We start from the raw sequence: 14,946 nt of genomic DNA, 5'->3' as shown, positions 1-14,946 counted from the left end.
AACTGGCGCGGGATCGCACTGAGCAGGTGGGCTAAACGGGTGCTGGTAAACATGAGCCAAAATCGAGTCTGAAAAATCCGATTATGACTGACGGCCGCCAACAGCAAGGGGGAGCAAGCTCCCCCTTTGGTTTTTACCGGACACTAGTGACGCAGAGCGTGGGAACGATCAAGGGCAGGGCTGCTTACTTCGGCCCAGGAATCTTCGCCAGCTTGTCCGGCGAAGACGCCCTTGCTGTTGGTGCACCTCCCCTGAGGAGCGTGGGGACGATCAAGGGCTGGGGCTGCTTACTTCGGCCCAAGAATCTTCGCCAGTTTGTCCGGCGAAGGCGCGCCTTGCTGTTGCTGCAACTCACCCTTGTCATCCATATAGAAAATTGCCGGAGTGGCCTGCAGTTCCAGCTCTTCCATCAATTGCATGTTGGCGGCGAGCTTCGCCTGGATCGCCGGCGGCACCTCCTTCAAGGCCTTGAGCGAGCTGCCCTTGCCAGCGGCTTCGTGGTCGTACAAGGCTTTTTGCGGGTCTTTGGCAGCGAGTAGAGCGGCGGATTTGCCCGGGCTGTCCTCACGAATGATCCCGACCATGATGTGTCGCAGCTGCACCTTGCCAGCCTTGACCCATGGCCGCGCCTGTTCCCAGAACATGCTGCAGTAAGGGCAGTTCGGGTCGCTGAACATGTAGACGATCCGTGGTGCATCCTTCTTGCCGTCGGCAATCCAGTTGCTCGCTTCCATCTTGCCCCAGACTTCCTTGGCCATTGGCGCGTACACCAGTTTCTGCAATGGCGCGCTGCTCAGGTCATTGCCTTCGGCGTCATACAGGTTGCCCAGCAAAACGTGCTTGCCATCGGGCGTCAGGTACAGCGCCATGCCGCGGTTCTGGTATTGCGCCGCGTAACCGCGCAAGCCATCCGGGGCGTCGAACTGACCGACGATTTTCGCGCCCTTGGCTTCGATCTTCTTGATCGCCTCGGGCAGCTCTTCGGCCTGCACCGATGGCAGGTGCAGCAGGGCGGCACCCAGGCTCAGGGTCAGCAGGTGGCGGAGGCGGGACATGGCAATTTCCTTGAAGAAGTGGCAGGTACGGAATCGAAGTTTTCCAGCGCGCGAGCCAGGCTGGCTTGTGACAGTTCGCCCAGATGACTGCCCAACAGGCGGCCTTCGGGGCTATAGAACAGCGTAGTTGGCAATGCCATGGAGCCGACGGCCTGGCCCAGGCGACCGCCGCCGTCGAACAGCACATTGGACAGGCTCAGGCCTTGGGTTTCCAGGAACGTGCTGACGCTTTGCATGCTTTCGGCCTGGTTTACGAACAGGAAGGTCAGGTCGGGGCGCTGTTGCTGTGCGTGCTCCAGCACCGGCATTTCCCGGCGGCAGGGCGGGCACCAGGTAGCCCAGAGATTGATGACCAGCGGGCCGCCCTTATAGTCCGCCAATTGCACGGTTTCACCGGCGGAATTGCGCAGGGTGATGTCCGGCAGGCGCGTGCCCTGTTCAAAAATGCTCAGCGAAAAGGTCGCCAGCAACCAGAACGCCAGGCCACTGGCCACGCCGAATCCCAGAGGACGACGCAATCCCGGGCGACGCCAGCCACGGTAGAGCGAGGCGAGCACCAGTGCGATGACCCCAGGCCAGGCGAGGAAACCACCGTCGCGAAGGTCGATGACCTGCCAGGGGTCGCTGCGATAGTGCGTCCAGTAAACGGCGACAAAACCGATTCGCGCCGCGAGCATGCCGATCAGGAACAGGCCGAACAGCACTGACTCGGGGTTCTCGCCACCGCGCTTGGCCACCCGCCAGCCGACGAACGTCGCCAACACCAAGGCACTGATCAGCAGCAGGTGGTTAAGCGCGATGGCAAAGGTGCCGAGGGTAAAAGTCAGCATTAACGGGCGTCTCGGGTGGTGGTCCAGCGTTGCAGGAAAGTGTCGGCATCGACCTCGCCGGTGATGCGCTGGCTGCGTCGTTCGATGCCGTCGGTGCCGATCCACAGCAAGCTTGGCGGCCCCGGCACTTTGTAACGGCCGAGCAGTTCGCGGCTGGCGGCATTGTCGGCGGTGACATCCAGTCGGAGCAAGCGCACATCGCTGAGGGCTTCCAGCACTTTTGCCTTGCCGAACACCTGTTTTTCCATGACCTTGCACGACACGCACCAGTCGGCATAGTAGTCCAGCAGTACCCACTGGCCCTGTGCTTGCGCTGCATCGAGTTCCCGTTGCAGGACCGCAGGGTCCTTGATCGTGGTAAAGGCGTCGTGGCCGTTCGGCACGGCGGCGACGGCCGAGCCGGAAGCGCGGAAGACCTGCAACGGCTTGAACAGATCATCACTGCCCCCCGCCGCGCCGATCAGGGCCAGGCTCCCCCACAAACCCAGCAGGAGCGAAGTGGCGCCGAACAGATGAGCGATGCGACCAAAGCCGTCAGACTGCTTCCACGCGCTATAAGCCGCGACCAACAGCAAGGCACCACACAGGCCGACCCACAAGGATTCATCCAGCACCGGGCGCAGCATCAGCAACGCCGTGGCGAGGAACAGAAAGCCGAAGATGCCCTTGAGCAGGTTCATCCAGGCGCCAGGCTTGGGCAGGAAGCGATTGCCCACCGTCACCAGCAGCAACAACGGCACACCGATGCCGATGCCCATGGCAAACAGGATCAACCCGCCGTGCAGTGCGTTGCCGCTCTGTGCGATGTAGAGCAGCGCGCCGGCCAGCGGCGCGGTCATGCACGGGCCGACCAGCAGGCCGGACAACGCGCCTAGCGCACCGGCGCCGACCAGGCTGCCACCGCGCTGATTGCGCGAGACGTTTTCCAGGCGATCCCGCACGGCAACCGGCAGTTGCAGCTCGAAGAAGCCGAACATCGGTAACGCCAGCAGCACGAAAATCGCCGCGAAGCTGCCCAGCAGCCAAGGGTTCTGCAACCAGGCTTGCAGGTTCGCGCCGAGGGATGCAGCCAACACGCCCATCGCCGCATACACCAGCGCCATGCTCACCACATAACTGCCAGCCAGGGCCACGCCGCGCCTCGGCGTAGCGCCGCTGCCGACGATCAACCCCGCCAGAATGGGCAGCATCGGCAGCGAGCACGGAGTGAACGCCAGCAGCAAGCCCAGACCGAAGAACACCAACAGGCTCCAGCCCAGTGCTCGTTGCTGCAGATTGCTGGCCAAGGCCTGGTCCGGTGCTTCGTCTGCCGTGCCCGTCAGGGATTGCCCGCCCAGATCCACGACCTGGGTTTGTGGCGGATAACACAGGCCGGCATCGGCACAGCCCTGGAAGCCGACCTTGATCTGACCAGTCGCGCCCGCCGGGATCTTCAGCTCAAGGCCTTGGCGATAAACCTGCTGTTCGCCGAAGAATTCATCACTGTGGAATTCCCCCTCCGGCAGCGCGGGATGCTGGTCGACAGGCAAACCGTCGAACTTCAAGCGTTTCTGATACAGGTAATAGCCATCGGCAATCTGCCAGAACAGCTGGGTTTCGCCGGACTCAAGGCGTTCAGAGGTGAAAACGAACGCTTTGCCGACCGGGAGAAAGTCGGGTTTGGTATCGAACGGATTGCTGCCAGCCTGGGTCAGGCCGGAAAACAGCAGGGCGATGAGCAATAGCAGCTGACGCATGGAAAAGCCTTATCCTTTAGCAAGTGAGCTGCACAATGGGTGGTGGCGATTAACCGATGATTAACCCTGGCCGCCTTGTGGCTTGGGCACTTGCGGCATAATGTCCGCTTAATCGGTCACCGGCCTAATAGCGTTATTTACACGAGGCTTTCCATGCACGTACTGGTTTGCGAAGACGATGAGTTGATTGCCAGCGGCATCGTCGCTGGCCTGACAGCCCAGGGCCTGACCGTGGAACACGTCGCCACCGCGTCTGCGGCGCGGGCGATGCTCAAGGTAGCCGAATTCGACGTCATGGTCCTCGACCTCGGTTTGCCAGACGAGGACGGGCTGAAGCTGTTGCAGCAGTTGCGCCATCATGGCCTGGAGATCCCGGTGCTGATCCTCACTGCCCGGGATTCGGTCACCGACCGCGTCGACGGCCTGCAAGCGGGGGCCGACGATTATCTTCTCAAGCCGTTCGACCTGCGCGAGCTCGCCGCTCGCCTGCACACACTGTTGCGTCGGGTGGCGGGACGCAGCGTCAACCTGATCGAACACGGCCGGTTGACGTACGATCCGAGCAGCCGCGAAACCATGCTTGGGGGGCAGCCAGTAGACCTTTCCCGGCGCGAACAGTCACTGTTGCAAGCCTTGTTGCACAACCGTGGCCGGGTGCTGTCCACTGAGCAGCTGAAAGACAGCGTCTACGGATTCAACGACGAACTGGAAAGCAACGCCCTCAACGTCCATATCCATCACCTGCGGCGCAAGCTCGGTAACGGCATCGTCGAGACCGTGCGCGGCCTGGGTTATCGCCTGGGCCCGGCTGATGGGGCAGAGGAACTGAAAAAGTGATGAGCCTGCGTTTGCGCCTGAGCCTGACGCTCGGCGGCGCTTTTGCCCTGATCTGGGCCTTGGCAGCGGCCTGGATGCTCAGCGATTTGCGCAACCAGATGATGTTTTCCCTCGACCAGCGCCTGGTGGCCTCGGCACGTATGGTCGCCGGGCTCATGGAGCAATTGCCGGCGTTGCCGAGCAAGGGCGAGGGCACCCATTTCAGTGCCGAGCAACTGAACATTCCCGGCGGCATGGCGTGTCAGGTCAGTTCGCTGCGGGGTGAAATCCTCGCCCGCAGCCACAGTGATCCGGGGCAAACCCTGGAAGCCGAGAAAATGGGGTTCCACGACCAGATCATCGACGGCGCGCCGTGGCGCAGCTTCACCCTGGCCCGCGGCGACCTGCGGATCACCACGGCCGACCGGCAAATCGAACGCGAGGCGCTGAACATGTCGATCCTGCTGGCCGCTTCTGTGCCGGTGGGCGTGGCACTGCTCGGTTGCCTGTGCCTGCTCTGGCTCGGCATCGGCCAGGGACTGGCGCCGCTCAATCGCATGCGCGACGCCTTGATGCGCCGCAGCCCTGACTCGCTAGAGCCTTTGCAGGTCCAGCCGTTGCCCAGTGAACTGCAGCCCTTGCTCGACACGCAGAACCAGTTGTTCCAGCGCATCGGCAAGACCATCGAACGCGAGCGTCGGCTGACCGGTGACGCAGCCCATGAATTGCGCAGTCCGCTGACCGCCATCAAGACTCACCTGCAAGTGGCGCGCATGACCGAAGGCGCGGCACGGGATCAATCCCTGGCCCGGGCCGAAGAGGGCGCCGACCGTCTGCATCGCACCCTCGAACAACTGCTGTTGCTGGCGCGGGTCGAGGGCAGCCTGTCGTTTGACGATGGAGTGCAGTGCAGTGCCGAGCAGGTGGCGAAACTCGCCATACAGGATGCGGCCGGTGGTGATCGTCAGCGCATCAGGCTCCAGCTGCCGACCAGGGTCTCCCATGCCCCGGTGAAAATGCCCGCGGTGCTATCGATTGCCGCACTGCGCAACCTCCTGGACAACGCCTTGCGCCATACACCCGGCGAGGGGCCGGTGGAGCTGAGCCTGCAAACCAGTGGTAACCGCGTGCAGTTCGTGGTGCGCGACCATGGCCCGGGCATTGCCGATGACGACCTGCAACACCTGACCCAACGCTTCTGGCGCAACGGCCAGAGCAACGGGTGCGGCCTCGGCCTGGCGATTGTCCAGGCGATCGTCCAGCGCTGTGGCTGTACCCTGCATTTCGACAGCCGGCCGGATGGCTTGCGGGTGGAACTGACGATGCCCTTGCAGCCCGTCTAGCACACCACAAACCCCTGTAGGAGCTGCCGAAGGCTGCGATCTTTTGATCTTTATAGAAACAAGAGCAAAAGATCGCAGCCTTCGGCAGCTCCTACAGGGACCGGTGTTACACATCAGATGTAACGTCTCTAGATTGGCCGCCCGGACCTCGCAAGACTATCGTTGCTCAAACTCAATGGATTGAGGTGATCGCATCATGGAAGCATCCGTACACACCTGCAAGGCAACCCCGGCGGACGCCGGCATCATTTGTCGCATCATCAAGCGCTCCATCCGGGTCGGTTGCGTGCCCGACCACCGCAACAACCCGCGAACCGTTGCCAACTGGACCCACAACAAGACCATCGAACACATTCTTCCCTGGTTCACCGACCGGCGGTTGTACCTGAACATCGCGCTCTTGCAGGGCAAACCCGTGGGTGTCGCCATGGCCTCCAGCAACGGCAAGGTAGCGTTCTGTTACGTACTGCCGGAATGGTTTCGTCGTGGGATCGGGAAAGCGCTGGTGCGCGATCTCGAAGGTTGGTTGATCAATCAGGGGCTGCGGCATTCACGACTCAACAGCACCCGCACCGGCGAGGCCTTTTACCGGCGCCTGGGTTATCGGGCCTACGCCCAGGCGTTCGCGGTAGCGGGCCTCTATGCCATTCCCATGCACAAAGCGTTGGCTGTGGTCTAAATCCTCTGGCTCCCGGTGCGTTTCCAGAACAGGAAAACCTTATTGAGGGGTCGAGAGATGTCAGTCGCTACCAGGCTTGTGCAAGACCAATCGGCCCGGTTCACTCCGGTGCCGGCCGACACGCTTTATCAATTCAACGAATCGCCGTTGCTGGCGCGTCAAAGCCAGCAGGAGTCCAACGCCCGCAGTTACCCGCGCCGTATTCCGCTGGCACTCAAGCGCGCCAAGGGCCTGTATGTCGAAGATGTTGAAGGTCGTACGTTCATCGATTGCCTGGCCGGCGCCGGGACGCTGGCCCTGGGGCACAACCACCCGGTGGTGATCGAAGCGATCCAGCGCGTGCTGGCCGACGAACTGCCGCTGCACACCCTGGACTTGACCACGCCGGTTAAGGATCAATTCGTCCAGGACCTGTTCGGCTTGTTACCGAAAGCCTTGGCTGCACAAGCGAAGATCCAGTTTTGCGGTCCCACCGGCACCGATGCGGTGGAAGCCGCGCTGAAATTGGTGCGTACGGCCACCGGCCGCAGCACCGTGCTGTCATTCCAGGGCGGTTACCACGGCATGAGCCAGGGCGCGTTGAGCCTGATGGGCAGCCTCGGGCCGAAAAAGCCCCTGGGTGCGTTGCTCAGTAGCGGCGTGCAATTCATGCCGTACCCTTACGATTACCGTTGCCCGTTTGGGCTGGGTGGCGCTAAGGGGGTGAAGGCTAACCTCCACTATCTGGAAAACCTGTTGAACGATCCTGAGGCAGGCGTGCAGCTGCCGGCGGCAGTGATCGTCGAGGTGGTGCAGGGGGAGGGTGGGGTCATCCCGGCCGATCTCGACTGGTTGCGCGGCTTGCGCCGGATTACCGAAAAAGCCGGCGTGGCGTTGATCGTCGACGAGATTCAGAGCGGCTTTGCCCGTACCGGCAAAATGTTCGCTTTCGAGCACGCCGGGATCATTCCGGACGTGGTGGTCCTGTCCAAGGCAATCGGCGGCAGCTTGCCATTAGCCGTGGTGGTCTATTGCGACTGGCTCGACACTTGGCTGCCGGGCGCCCATGCCGGGACTTTCCGCGGCAATCAGATGGCGATGGCCGCCGGTTCCGCCGTGATGCGTTACCTGGTCGAACACAAGGTTTGCGAACATGCCGCCGCCATGGGCAAACGCCTGAACGAGCACCTGCGCATCCTTCAGCGTGACTTCCCGCAGCTGGGTGATATTCGAGGTCGAGGCCTGATGCTCGGCGTGGAGCTGGTCGATCCGACCGGAGTGACGGATGCCCTGGGTCATCCTCCGGCGTGTGCGCGACTGGCGCCGTTGGTACAGCGTGAATGCCTCAAGCGTGGCTTGATCCTTGAACTGGGCGGCCGCCTGGGTGCCGTGGTTCGCTTTCTGCCACCGCTGGTGATCACCGCCTCGGAGATTGATCAAGTGGCCGAGATTTTCAGCAGGGCCTTGGCCGCTGCCACCGCCAGACTCTAAATTTCCAGAGCCCTGGAACGTTCCTTCCATATAGCGGCTGCACACAGCGTACAGCCGACCCTGCAGCGATGGAGAGACAGCATGACGTCAGTATTCGACCGTGAGGACATCCTCTTTCAGGTCGTGGTCAACCATGAAGAGCAATACTCAATCTGGCCCGACTACAAAGCCGTGCCCGAGGGCTGGCGTACCGTGGGCAAAAGCGGGCTGAAAAAAGAATGCCTGGCCTATATTGAAGAGACCTGGACCGATATGCGTCCGCTGAGTCTGCGCCAGAAGATGGATGAGCAGGTGGCCGTGGCGCACTGAGTCAGCGCCTGCAAACAAAAAGCCCGCTGAACCGGTCAGGTCAGCGGGCTTTTTCATTTTGTAAGTGCGAGCGGTGAGGCCCCGCGAACGAGACACTGCGGTGCAGCTGTCACACCGCGTTGTCGTTCTGCGCCTGTAGGAGCGAGGCTTGCCCGCGAACCAGGCGCTGCGGATTATCTGTCATACCGCGTTATCGTTCTTCGCCGGCAAGCCTGGCTCCTACAGGTACGCGTCGCTCAACCCCTTGATCAGCAGATCCACATTTCCTTCCAGTTCCGCCACCGGATCAGCGGCGTCGACACTCAACACCACCAACCGACTACCGGCCTCCGTAATCGCCGCTTTCACCGCGTCTGAGGGCTGCCGGTGATGCAACACCACCGCCACATCGTTGTCCTTGAGCGTTGCCCCCAATACCTTCAGCGCCTCTGGCGTCCATTCGGCATCCGGCCGTGCATCGAGCCCAACCAACTCCAGATTGAGCCCGCCGATCAGGTAGCCAAGGTGATCGCTGAGGCTCATCACGCTGAGGTTGTCCGCGGCAGCCAGGCGCGCTTCGCTGTCGGCGCTGAGTTTGAGCAATCGCTGTTTCAGCGTCGCCAGGTTCGCCTCGATCGCAGGTTTGGCCGCGGGGGCCAGGCGCACCAGGTCCGCCGCCATCACGTCGGCCATGCGTCCCATGTTGTTACTGGCCAGCCACGGCTGACTGTTCAAGCCATCGACCTTGCTGCCCGGCTGCACGGCAATGCCGGGCAGGGCGCCATCCACTGGACGCGCGGCGTCGACTTCGATGATGCGAATGTTGCTGCGCCGGGAGATCGGATACAGCGGATCGTCCGGCCACAGCGAGCGCAAGCCGATCACCGCATCGGCGCCGCTCGCCATCTTGGCCAGCGCCGCAGCGCCACGTCCGGTGAAGTAGGCGGTCTGGCGGCTGCCAGGCAGGTTGGCTGGCGCCGCGCGCTCCAAGCTGACATCGGTGCCTTTGAGCAGCACTTCGCCCAGGCCGCAGGTGATCGGCAATGAAGCCAGCACCCGCAACGGTTTGTTGCTGTCAGCGCCGATGGCGGTTGTGGCCAGCCCGCACAGGGCGAGCGCCAGGGTCAGTTGTCGCAGAGAAAATGACATTTATCCAAGGTTCCCTTTGAGGCTGGGGACGACGCCGCGCGCGATGGCGGCCAGGGCAAAAGCGATACCGGCCACCAGGATGATCGCGGCTCCGGAGGGGATCGGCAGGTCAAAGACAATCGGTGCGAGAATCCCGCACAGCGTGCTCACTGTGGCGATCAGCACCGAGCACCAGAAGAAGCCCTTCAGGGACTGGCTGAGCAGGCGCGCCGCCGCGGCCGGTATCACCAACAACGCACCAACGAGGATGGCGCCGATGACTTTCACGGCGGCGACGGTGATCAGCGTCACCAGAATCACGAACAGATAATCCAGGGACTTCACTGCCACCCCGCGCACTGCCGCCAATTGCGGGTTGAAGCTGGCGAGCATGATGCGGTTGTAGAGCGGCAAGGCCAGGGCCATGACCAGCGAACCGACGATGGCCAGCACCAGCAGGTCATTGCCGTTGACCGTCAGCACCGATCCGAACAGTACGTTCTCGAGGATGTGCACGTTGATTTTGCCCGCCAGGATCAGCAGCAGACTGGCACCCAGCGCCAACGACACCGACAGAAACACACCGATCAACGTATCCGGCGCCAGGCCCGTGCGGTTGCGCAGGTAGTTGAGCAAGATGCCGAACAGCAGGCAGTAGCCGAACAGGCTGCCGTATGGCCCGGTGTAGGGTTCCCCCAGGAGGATGCCGATGGCCACGCCGGTCAGCGCCGCGTGGCCCACCGCTTCGGAGAAAAACGCGAAGCGCTTGACCACCACCAGGGTACCCAGACCGCCCAGCACCGGGCCGATCAACAGGCCGGCGAGCAAGGCGTTGACGACAAATCCATAGGCCAGTGCCTCAGGCAGATAACCCGACGAGGCCCAGCCCTGGACCATCAATCGAAAGGCTTCGTAACTCATCAGGCAGCGCTCCGTGGATGGGTCGAAAACAAGCTCAGCAGGCGATCAGGGGTCAGGGCCTGTTGCGGTGTGGCGTCGAACAGCACTCGGCGGTTCAGGCCGGTGACGTGATCGGCCAGGCGTGCGACCGCTTCCAGGTCGTGCTCGATCCACAGCACGGTGATGCCCGCCGCGCGCCAATCGCCCAGCAAGCGTTCGAACACGCGGATGCCGGCTTCATCAAGGGCCGACATCGGTTCGTCGAGCACCAGCAGTTGCGGCGCCGGAATCAGTCCTTGCGCCAACAACACGCGCTGACGCTCGCCTCCCGACAGCGCGCCCATGCGCCGCTTGCGCTTGTCCTGCATGCCGACCCGTTCCAGCGCGTCGCCAATCGCCTTCGCGTAGTGCTTGCTCAAGCCAAGGAACGCCGGGCGTCGCTGGCACATCGCGGCCATGAAATCGTCGACAGTCATTGGCAGGCCGCGATCGAATTCCAGCGCCTGGGGCACGTAGCCGATCGTCCCCGGCTCGCCTGGCCATTGCAGGCTCAAGCGGCCCTGGTGCGGCATCTGCCCGAGCAGGGTCTTGATCAACGAACTTTTACCGCCACCGTTGGGGCCGACCAGCGCATGCACACTACCGGGCCTCACTTGAAATGTGACGTTGTCGAGGATGGTCGTGCGACCGAGGGTCAGGCTGATATCGGCGAAATCCAGGGTCGGGCCCGAAACCTGTGGGAATGAGCCTGCTCGCGATTGCGCTGTGTCATTCAATGATGATGTCGCCTGACTGGACGCCTTCGCGAGCAGGCTCGCTCCCACAGCGGATTGTGCATCGCCCGGGATGGTTTCTTTCGATGTCATGCCCCGGACTCCTGAATCGCCCGCACCACGGTGTTGAGGTTGCCAGTCATTTCCTTTTCGTACTTGTCGGCGGTGTATTCGCCGTAGGAGATATGCGACAGCGGATACAGCTTCACCCCGGATTCGCGCTGGATGGTGTCGACATAGGTGGAGGGGAAATCCATCTCCGAAAAGATCACTTTCACATCCAGCTCACGCAGTTGGTCGATGGTCTTTTTCAGCTGGCTGGGGCTGGGTTCGATGCCGTGGGCCGGCTCGACCACCGCCGTCACTTCCAGGCCGAATTCGCGCAGCAGGTAATCGTAGGCGGCGTGAACCGTGGCTACGCGCAACTCGGCGTTCGGCGCCGCGGTCAATTTGGCCAGGGCGTCGGCGCGCATCTTGCGCAGGCGCTTGCCGTAGGCGCGGGCGTTCTCGGTGTAGGTCCTGGCGTTGGCCGGGTCGAGTTTTCCCAGTTCACGGGCGATATTGTTGACTTGGGCAATCGAGGCGCTGATCGACAGGAAGGTGTGCGGGTTGACCACTTTGCCCGCGCCACGCGCGGCGACGCCAGTGGCGGCCAGCAGCGGCACGTTTTCGTTGGCCTCGATCACCGGCACGTTCGGCGTTTCACTGGCGGCGATCATGCGGTCGGCGAAGTCGTCATGGCCGACGCCGTTGAGCACGATCACGTCGAGCCCGCTGATGCGCTTGATGTCCTCGGCACGCGGTTCGTAGGCGTGCGGGTTGAAGCCTGCGGGAATCAGCGGCACCACCTCGGCCTTGTCGCCGACAATGTTGGCCACATAGCTGTAATACGGGTGCAGGGTGATGCCGATGCGCAGGCGCTTGGCCTCATCGGCGCTGGCCAGGGAGGGCAACAGGCAGGCCAGCAGGCCGATCAGTGACAGGCGCAGGAAAGAACGTAGCGATGAAATAGGCATGGGAAAGCGGTCTTCTCTCGGATGAAGGCGAGGGTTCAGTGCCGGTGCTGGCGGGTCACGCCGGCATCGAATTGCGCGACGACCTGCTGCCAGCCGGTGCCTTCAAGCGTGGCATCGCTGAGGTCGACAGGAGCCTTGAGGTCGGCGGCGCGGTTGAGCCAGATGTCCGGGGCGTCGTCGTCCGCACTCAGGCGCATCAGGAACGAGCCCGCCACCTCGACGCTCTGGCTCTGCCCGAAGTACCCCCCGGCCTCGAGCAACTGCCAGGCATGGCCACCACGACTGACCGAGCTGGCGTCCTGGGCAAAGGGGGCAAATCCTTCATTGGCGAGGCTTTCAGGTGTCGGCAGGCTGTGTTGTTCCTGGCGCAGCAGGTGAATCTCATCCAGCGTCACGCGTAAATCGGCGTAGATGCCTTGTTCGCAAGCGCTCAGATCGCGGCGGGCATCCAGTTGATGACTGTTGACGCTGCTCACTTGCTGCGACTCGCCGCGCCAGGCGACTACTGAACCTGCCACCGCCAGGATCATCAGGCACAACAGCAATACATAGAGGGTTTCATGGCCGGCGCCGGCCGGGCGGACGATTTGCCTGGTTGGCGTACTCATGGGCTTTCGATGTCCGCCTGGTCGATCTCGACTACGTGGCCGGGGCCTGCGTCGAACAGCACATAGAACTCGGCACCGGGCTTCTTGAAGGTCAAGGTCGAGTCGGCCCCGAGTTTGCCCGGCACCAGGATGGTTTCGTCATAGCCGATTACGTCCAGGGTGACGCCCGGTGCACCGCTGCCGTCGGAAAAACCGCCGGTGCACTTGATCTGCTCGGCGTCGATGGCCTTGCACTCGCACATCGGATTATGCGCCAGGGCGCTGGCGCTGAAGCCGGCGCAAAACACCAGCAACGCGACGCTCACAGGACGGATGAGGTTGATCATGGTTTGCCTCCTTGGGTGGACAGCCAGGCGAGGGTGGCGGGGGAGGCCTGGCTCAGAGGAATGGATGCCTGATGCATGGAGCCGTCCCAGCCTTCCATGGTGATCCACAGTTCGGCGTCGGCCTTGGTTTTTGCCGGGACCGGCAGCATGGCGCCCATACGGTAGGGCGTGCCGAAGAAAATCACCCCGGCGGCGCGCAGGCTGCGGGGCTTGCCGATGCGCAGGTAAGTCGCCTTGACCTGCTCGCGGCAGCTGTCGCACAGCGCGGCGTTGAAGTTCTTCATGTAGCCGGCCGGGCCATCGGGCCGTGGTGCTTCATTACGAAGCTCGGCCAGGCGCAGGCTCCAGGGTCCGACCTGGACTTCGCCGATCTCCCGCTCGCCCAGGCCCGTATCACCGCGAAACAGCGCGGCATCGGCGAAGTACTTGGGCATGAAACCCAGCGGCACCAGCAACAGCAGAACGTTGATGTGGAAGCGCCATTTGTGCCAGAAGCGGCTCAGCGTCGAACGGGATGCTTGCGTGGGGACCTGGCTCATTGGCTGATCTCCGTGGTTCCAGCGCTGTTCGCCGTAGCAGCCTCGTCGCGTGGGCGTTTGTTGCGGCGCTTGAGGGCGTTGGCCGTGGCCAGGGCGGTGCGCTTGGTCCAGATCAACAGGCCGCTGAGCACCATCATGCTCAACAGCAGGCCGAAGAAGCACCAGATCAGCTTGATCCAGATTCCGCCGAAATCACCGGTGTGCAGCGGACGCATGGATTCGGTCACGAACTCCAGGCTCGAGCGGTCCGACAGCAGGCGCGTGGCGGCGACTTCGCCGGTGTAGGGATTGATGTCGGCTGTCTGGAACATCAGCGGATACCAACTGCGCCCACCCACCGACAGGTAGCTGTAGGCATTGGCCGGCATACTCACAAAGCTCTCGTCGAGCCCCGGGATGCGCGCCTTGGCCTCGCGGATCGCCGCCTCCAGGCTGATCATCGGTGTGGGCGATCCATCGGTGGTGAGCGGCACGCTTTCACGCGGGACCACCGCCGCTACCGGCGCGGTGGAGATGGAAATCTGGTTGTCGAACATGAACGCTTCGATCAGGAACCAGGTGCTGGTGACGGAAATAACCGCGATGAACCAGATCGACCAGATGCCGCTGAGGCGATGGAAATCTCCCCAGAAAATCCGTGCGCCCTGGCGGATGCGCAAAGTTGGCCGGAAAAAGCCTTTCCAGAAGCGCTTGTACACCACCAGGCCCGTCACCAGGGAGGCCAGCATCGGCAGGCTGAGGAACGACACCAGGTACCAGCCCCAGCTGTAGCCGTTGGTGAACGGCACCAACCACCAGCCATGCAGGGCACGGGTGAACGCCTGGAAGTTGAATGGCGGCGCGGGGCCCTGGATGGCACCGGTGTATGGGTTGACGTATACCGTCAACTCACGCCCATCGGGATAATTGACGCGAACGTCCAGCGCGAAATGTGCTTCGTCGGGGCGGCTGATGCTGTCGACGATGATGTCGGGTTCGGCTTGCTTGATCGCGGCGACGATCTGGTCGTAATTGAGCCGTGGCGCGTCATCCGCAGGTGGGCTGGCACGCATTTGCGGATTAGCCAGCCACACGATCTCCTGGCTGACCACCGCCAGCGTGCCGGTCACACAGACGATCAGCACGAAAAACCAGATCGGCAGTGCCAGCCAGCTGTGGACCAGGAACCAGATTTTTGAGCGGGATTTCTTCGACATGATTGAGGCGTCTTATATCGATGAAGGGCCTCTGCTACGGGCTTCGCAGCGATGAGGTCCATGGACGGTCCGGTCGTGGCTTTTGCCCACGCGACAGAACTGCATCTCTATAGGACGGATGAGCACCCGAAATCCCGAAGGGTGATATGAAAGAAAATGTTTCGTGTTTCGTGTTTCGTGTTTCGTGTTTCGTCGTAGGAGCGAGGCTTGCCCGCGAAGAACGATAATGCGGTCTGTCAGGTG

16 protein-coding genes are annotated in these 14,946 nt (G+C 62.4%); 5 read left to right on the top strand and 11 right to left on the bottom strand.

The features are described from left to right. Positions 1-287: 287 nt before the first annotated feature. From dsbG to dsbD, 3 genes are read right to left on the bottom strand one after another with little or no spacing between them, the layout of a single operon-like run. Positions 288-1,055, bottom strand: coding sequence for a thiol:disulfide interchange protein DsbG (gene dsbG / locus CGA21_RS28625; protein WP_110749462.1), 768 nt, complete (start codon positions 1,053-1,055; stop codon positions 288-290). Beyond that, entirely contained in the window at positions 1,031-1,885 is an 855-nt protein-coding gene (locus tag CGA21_RS28620; protein WP_110749460.1) for a TlpA disulfide reductase family protein, read from the bottom strand. Before CGA21_RS28620 ends, dsbG begins: the two co-directional genes overlap by 25 nt. After that, positions 1,885-3,621 (bottom strand): protein-disulfide reductase DsbD, encoded by a 1,737-nt coding sequence (gene dsbD / locus CGA21_RS28615; protein ID WP_188265584.1) that lies wholly within the window; start codon positions 3,619-3,621, stop codon positions 1,885-1,887. The genes CGA21_RS28620 and dsbD overlap by 1 nt, the downstream gene beginning before the upstream one ends. A gap of 153 nt (positions 3,622-3,774) precedes the next feature. Between dsbD and CGA21_RS28610 the strand changes: the two genes are divergently transcribed. From CGA21_RS28610 to CGA21_RS28590, 5 genes are all read left to right on the top strand, one after another. Then, complete coding sequence (locus tag CGA21_RS28610) at positions 3,775-4,458, top strand: response regulator (RefSeq protein WP_110749457.1); 684 nt, start codon at positions 3,775-3,777, stop codon at positions 4,456-4,458. Continuing rightward, the gene (locus tag CGA21_RS28605; protein WP_110749455.1) at positions 4,455-5,780 is read left to right on the top strand and encodes an ATP-binding protein; all 1,326 of its coding nucleotides are present in this window, start codon (positions 4,455-4,457) and stop codon (positions 5,778-5,780) included. Before CGA21_RS28610 ends, CGA21_RS28605 begins: the two co-directional genes overlap by 4 nt. 196 nt (positions 5,781-5,976) lie before the next feature. Beyond that, positions 5,977-6,459 carry a GNAT family N-acetyltransferase gene (locus CGA21_RS28600; RefSeq protein ID WP_110749453.1) on the top strand — a complete coding sequence of 161 codons (483 nt, stop codon included), beginning with the start codon at positions 5,977-5,979 and terminating at the stop codon, positions 6,457-6,459. Positions 6,460-6,516: 57 nt separating this feature from the next. Beyond that, complete coding sequence (locus CGA21_RS28595; RefSeq protein WP_188265583.1) at positions 6,517-7,929, top strand: aspartate aminotransferase family protein; 1,413 nt, start codon at positions 6,517-6,519, stop codon at positions 7,927-7,929. 81 nt (positions 7,930-8,010) lie between these two features. Then, positions 8,011-8,238 (top strand): MbtH family protein, encoded by a 228-nt coding sequence (locus tag CGA21_RS28590; RefSeq protein ID WP_033041979.1) that lies wholly within the window; start codon positions 8,011-8,013, stop codon positions 8,236-8,238. Positions 8,239-8,457: 219 nt separating this feature from the next. On the opposite strand, the gene CGA21_RS28585 is transcribed toward CGA21_RS28590, so the two are convergent. Genes CGA21_RS28585 through CGA21_RS28550 form a run of 8 tightly spaced genes read right to left on the bottom strand, consistent with a single transcriptional unit; the run spans position 8,458 to position 14,703 of the window. Next, on the bottom strand, positions 8,458-9,366 hold the full coding sequence (locus tag CGA21_RS28585; RefSeq protein WP_188265582.1) for a metal ABC transporter substrate-binding protein: 909 nt from the start codon (positions 9,364-9,366) through the stop codon (positions 8,458-8,460). Then, positions 9,367-10,266: a metal ABC transporter permease gene (locus tag CGA21_RS28580; protein ID WP_033041974.1), complete on the bottom strand. Its 900-nt coding sequence runs from the start codon at positions 10,264-10,266 to the stop codon at positions 9,367-9,369. It lies immediately after the preceding gene. Then, the gene (locus CGA21_RS28575; RefSeq protein ID WP_110749447.1) at positions 10,266-11,111 is read right to left on the bottom strand and encodes a metal ABC transporter ATP-binding protein; all 846 of its coding nucleotides are present in this window, start codon (positions 11,109-11,111) and stop codon (positions 10,266-10,268) included. Before CGA21_RS28575 ends, CGA21_RS28580 begins: the two co-directional genes overlap by 1 nt. Then, positions 11,108-12,034: a metal ABC transporter substrate-binding protein gene (locus tag CGA21_RS28570; RefSeq protein ID WP_188265581.1), complete on the bottom strand. Its 927-nt coding sequence runs from the start codon at positions 12,032-12,034 to the stop codon at positions 11,108-11,110. Before CGA21_RS28570 ends, CGA21_RS28575 begins: the two co-directional genes overlap by 4 nt. A 35-nt stretch (positions 12,035-12,069) precedes the next feature. Then, positions 12,070-12,642, bottom strand: coding sequence for a DUF6162 family protein (locus CGA21_RS28565; RefSeq protein ID WP_188265580.1), 573 nt, complete (start codon positions 12,640-12,642; stop codon positions 12,070-12,072). Beyond that, entirely contained in the window at positions 12,639-12,968 is a 330-nt protein-coding gene (locus CGA21_RS28560) for a hypothetical protein (RefSeq protein WP_110749441.1), read from the bottom strand. Before CGA21_RS28560 ends, CGA21_RS28565 begins: the two co-directional genes overlap by 4 nt. Further along, a complete protein-coding gene (locus CGA21_RS28555) occupies positions 12,965-13,507 on the bottom strand; it encodes a thiamine pyrophosphate-binding protein (protein ID WP_110749439.1) in 543 nt (180 codons plus the stop codon). The genes CGA21_RS28560 and CGA21_RS28555 overlap by 4 nt, the downstream gene beginning before the upstream one ends. After that, positions 13,504-14,703 (bottom strand): PepSY-associated TM helix domain-containing protein, encoded by a 1,200-nt coding sequence (locus CGA21_RS28550; RefSeq protein WP_110749437.1) that lies wholly within the window; start codon positions 14,701-14,703, stop codon positions 13,504-13,506. Before CGA21_RS28550 ends, CGA21_RS28555 begins: the two co-directional genes overlap by 4 nt. Between the last annotated feature and the right edge of the window lie 243 nt (positions 14,704-14,946).

The organism is Pseudomonas sp. PSB11 (assembly GCF_014596605.1).
GTDB lineage: Bacteria > Pseudomonadota > Gammaproteobacteria > Pseudomonadales > Pseudomonadaceae > Aquipseudomonas > Aquipseudomonas umsongensis.
Note: the sequence above shows the minus strand (reverse complement) of the source record. Positions and strands in the feature narration are given on the sequence as shown.

Coding starts and splice junctions, on each gene's coding strand:
- CGA21_RS28590 (WP_033041979.1), top strand. CDS start 8,011: ATGACGTCAGTATTCGACCGTGAGGACATCCTCTTTCAGGTCGTGGTC.
- CGA21_RS28575 (WP_110749447.1), bottom strand. CDS start 11,111: ATGACATCGAAAGAAACCATCCCGGGCGATGCACAATCCGCTGTGGGA.
- CGA21_RS28550 (WP_110749437.1), bottom strand. CDS start 14,703: ATGTCGAAGAAATCCCGCTCAAAAATCTGGTTCCTGGTCCACAGCTGG.
- CGA21_RS28620 (WP_110749460.1), bottom strand. CDS start 1,885: ATGCTGACTTTTACCCTCGGCACCTTTGCCATCGCGCTTAACCACCTG.
- CGA21_RS28600 (WP_110749453.1), top strand. CDS start 5,977: ATGGAAGCATCCGTACACACCTGCAAGGCAACCCCGGCGGACGCCGGC.
- CGA21_RS28570 (WP_188265581.1), bottom strand. CDS start 12,034: ATGCCTATTTCATCGCTACGTTCTTTCCTGCGCCTGTCACTGATCGGC.
- dsbD (WP_188265584.1), bottom strand. CDS start 3,621: ATGCGTCAGCTGCTATTGCTCATCGCCCTGCTGTTTTCCGGCCTGACC.
- CGA21_RS28610 (WP_110749457.1), top strand. CDS start 3,775: ATGCACGTACTGGTTTGCGAAGACGATGAGTTGATTGCCAGCGGCATC.
- CGA21_RS28560 (WP_110749441.1), bottom strand. CDS start 12,968: ATGATCAACCTCATCCGTCCTGTGAGCGTCGCGTTGCTGGTGTTTTGC.
- CGA21_RS28595 (WP_188265583.1), top strand. CDS start 6,517: ATGTCAGTCGCTACCAGGCTTGTGCAAGACCAATCGGCCCGGTTCACT.
- CGA21_RS28565 (WP_188265580.1), bottom strand. CDS start 12,642: ATGAGTACGCCAACCAGGCAAATCGTCCGCCCGGCCGGCGCCGGCCAT.
- CGA21_RS28555 (WP_110749439.1), bottom strand. CDS start 13,507: ATGAGCCAGGTCCCCACGCAAGCATCCCGTTCGACGCTGAGCCGCTTC.
- CGA21_RS28585 (WP_188265582.1), bottom strand. CDS start 9,366: ATGTCATTTTCTCTGCGACAACTGACCCTGGCGCTCGCCCTGTGCGGG.
- CGA21_RS28580 (WP_033041974.1), bottom strand. CDS start 10,266: ATGAGTTACGAAGCCTTTCGATTGATGGTCCAGGGCTGGGCCTCGTCG.
- dsbG (WP_110749462.1), bottom strand. CDS start 1,055: ATGTCCCGCCTCCGCCACCTGCTGACCCTGAGCCTGGGTGCCGCCCTG.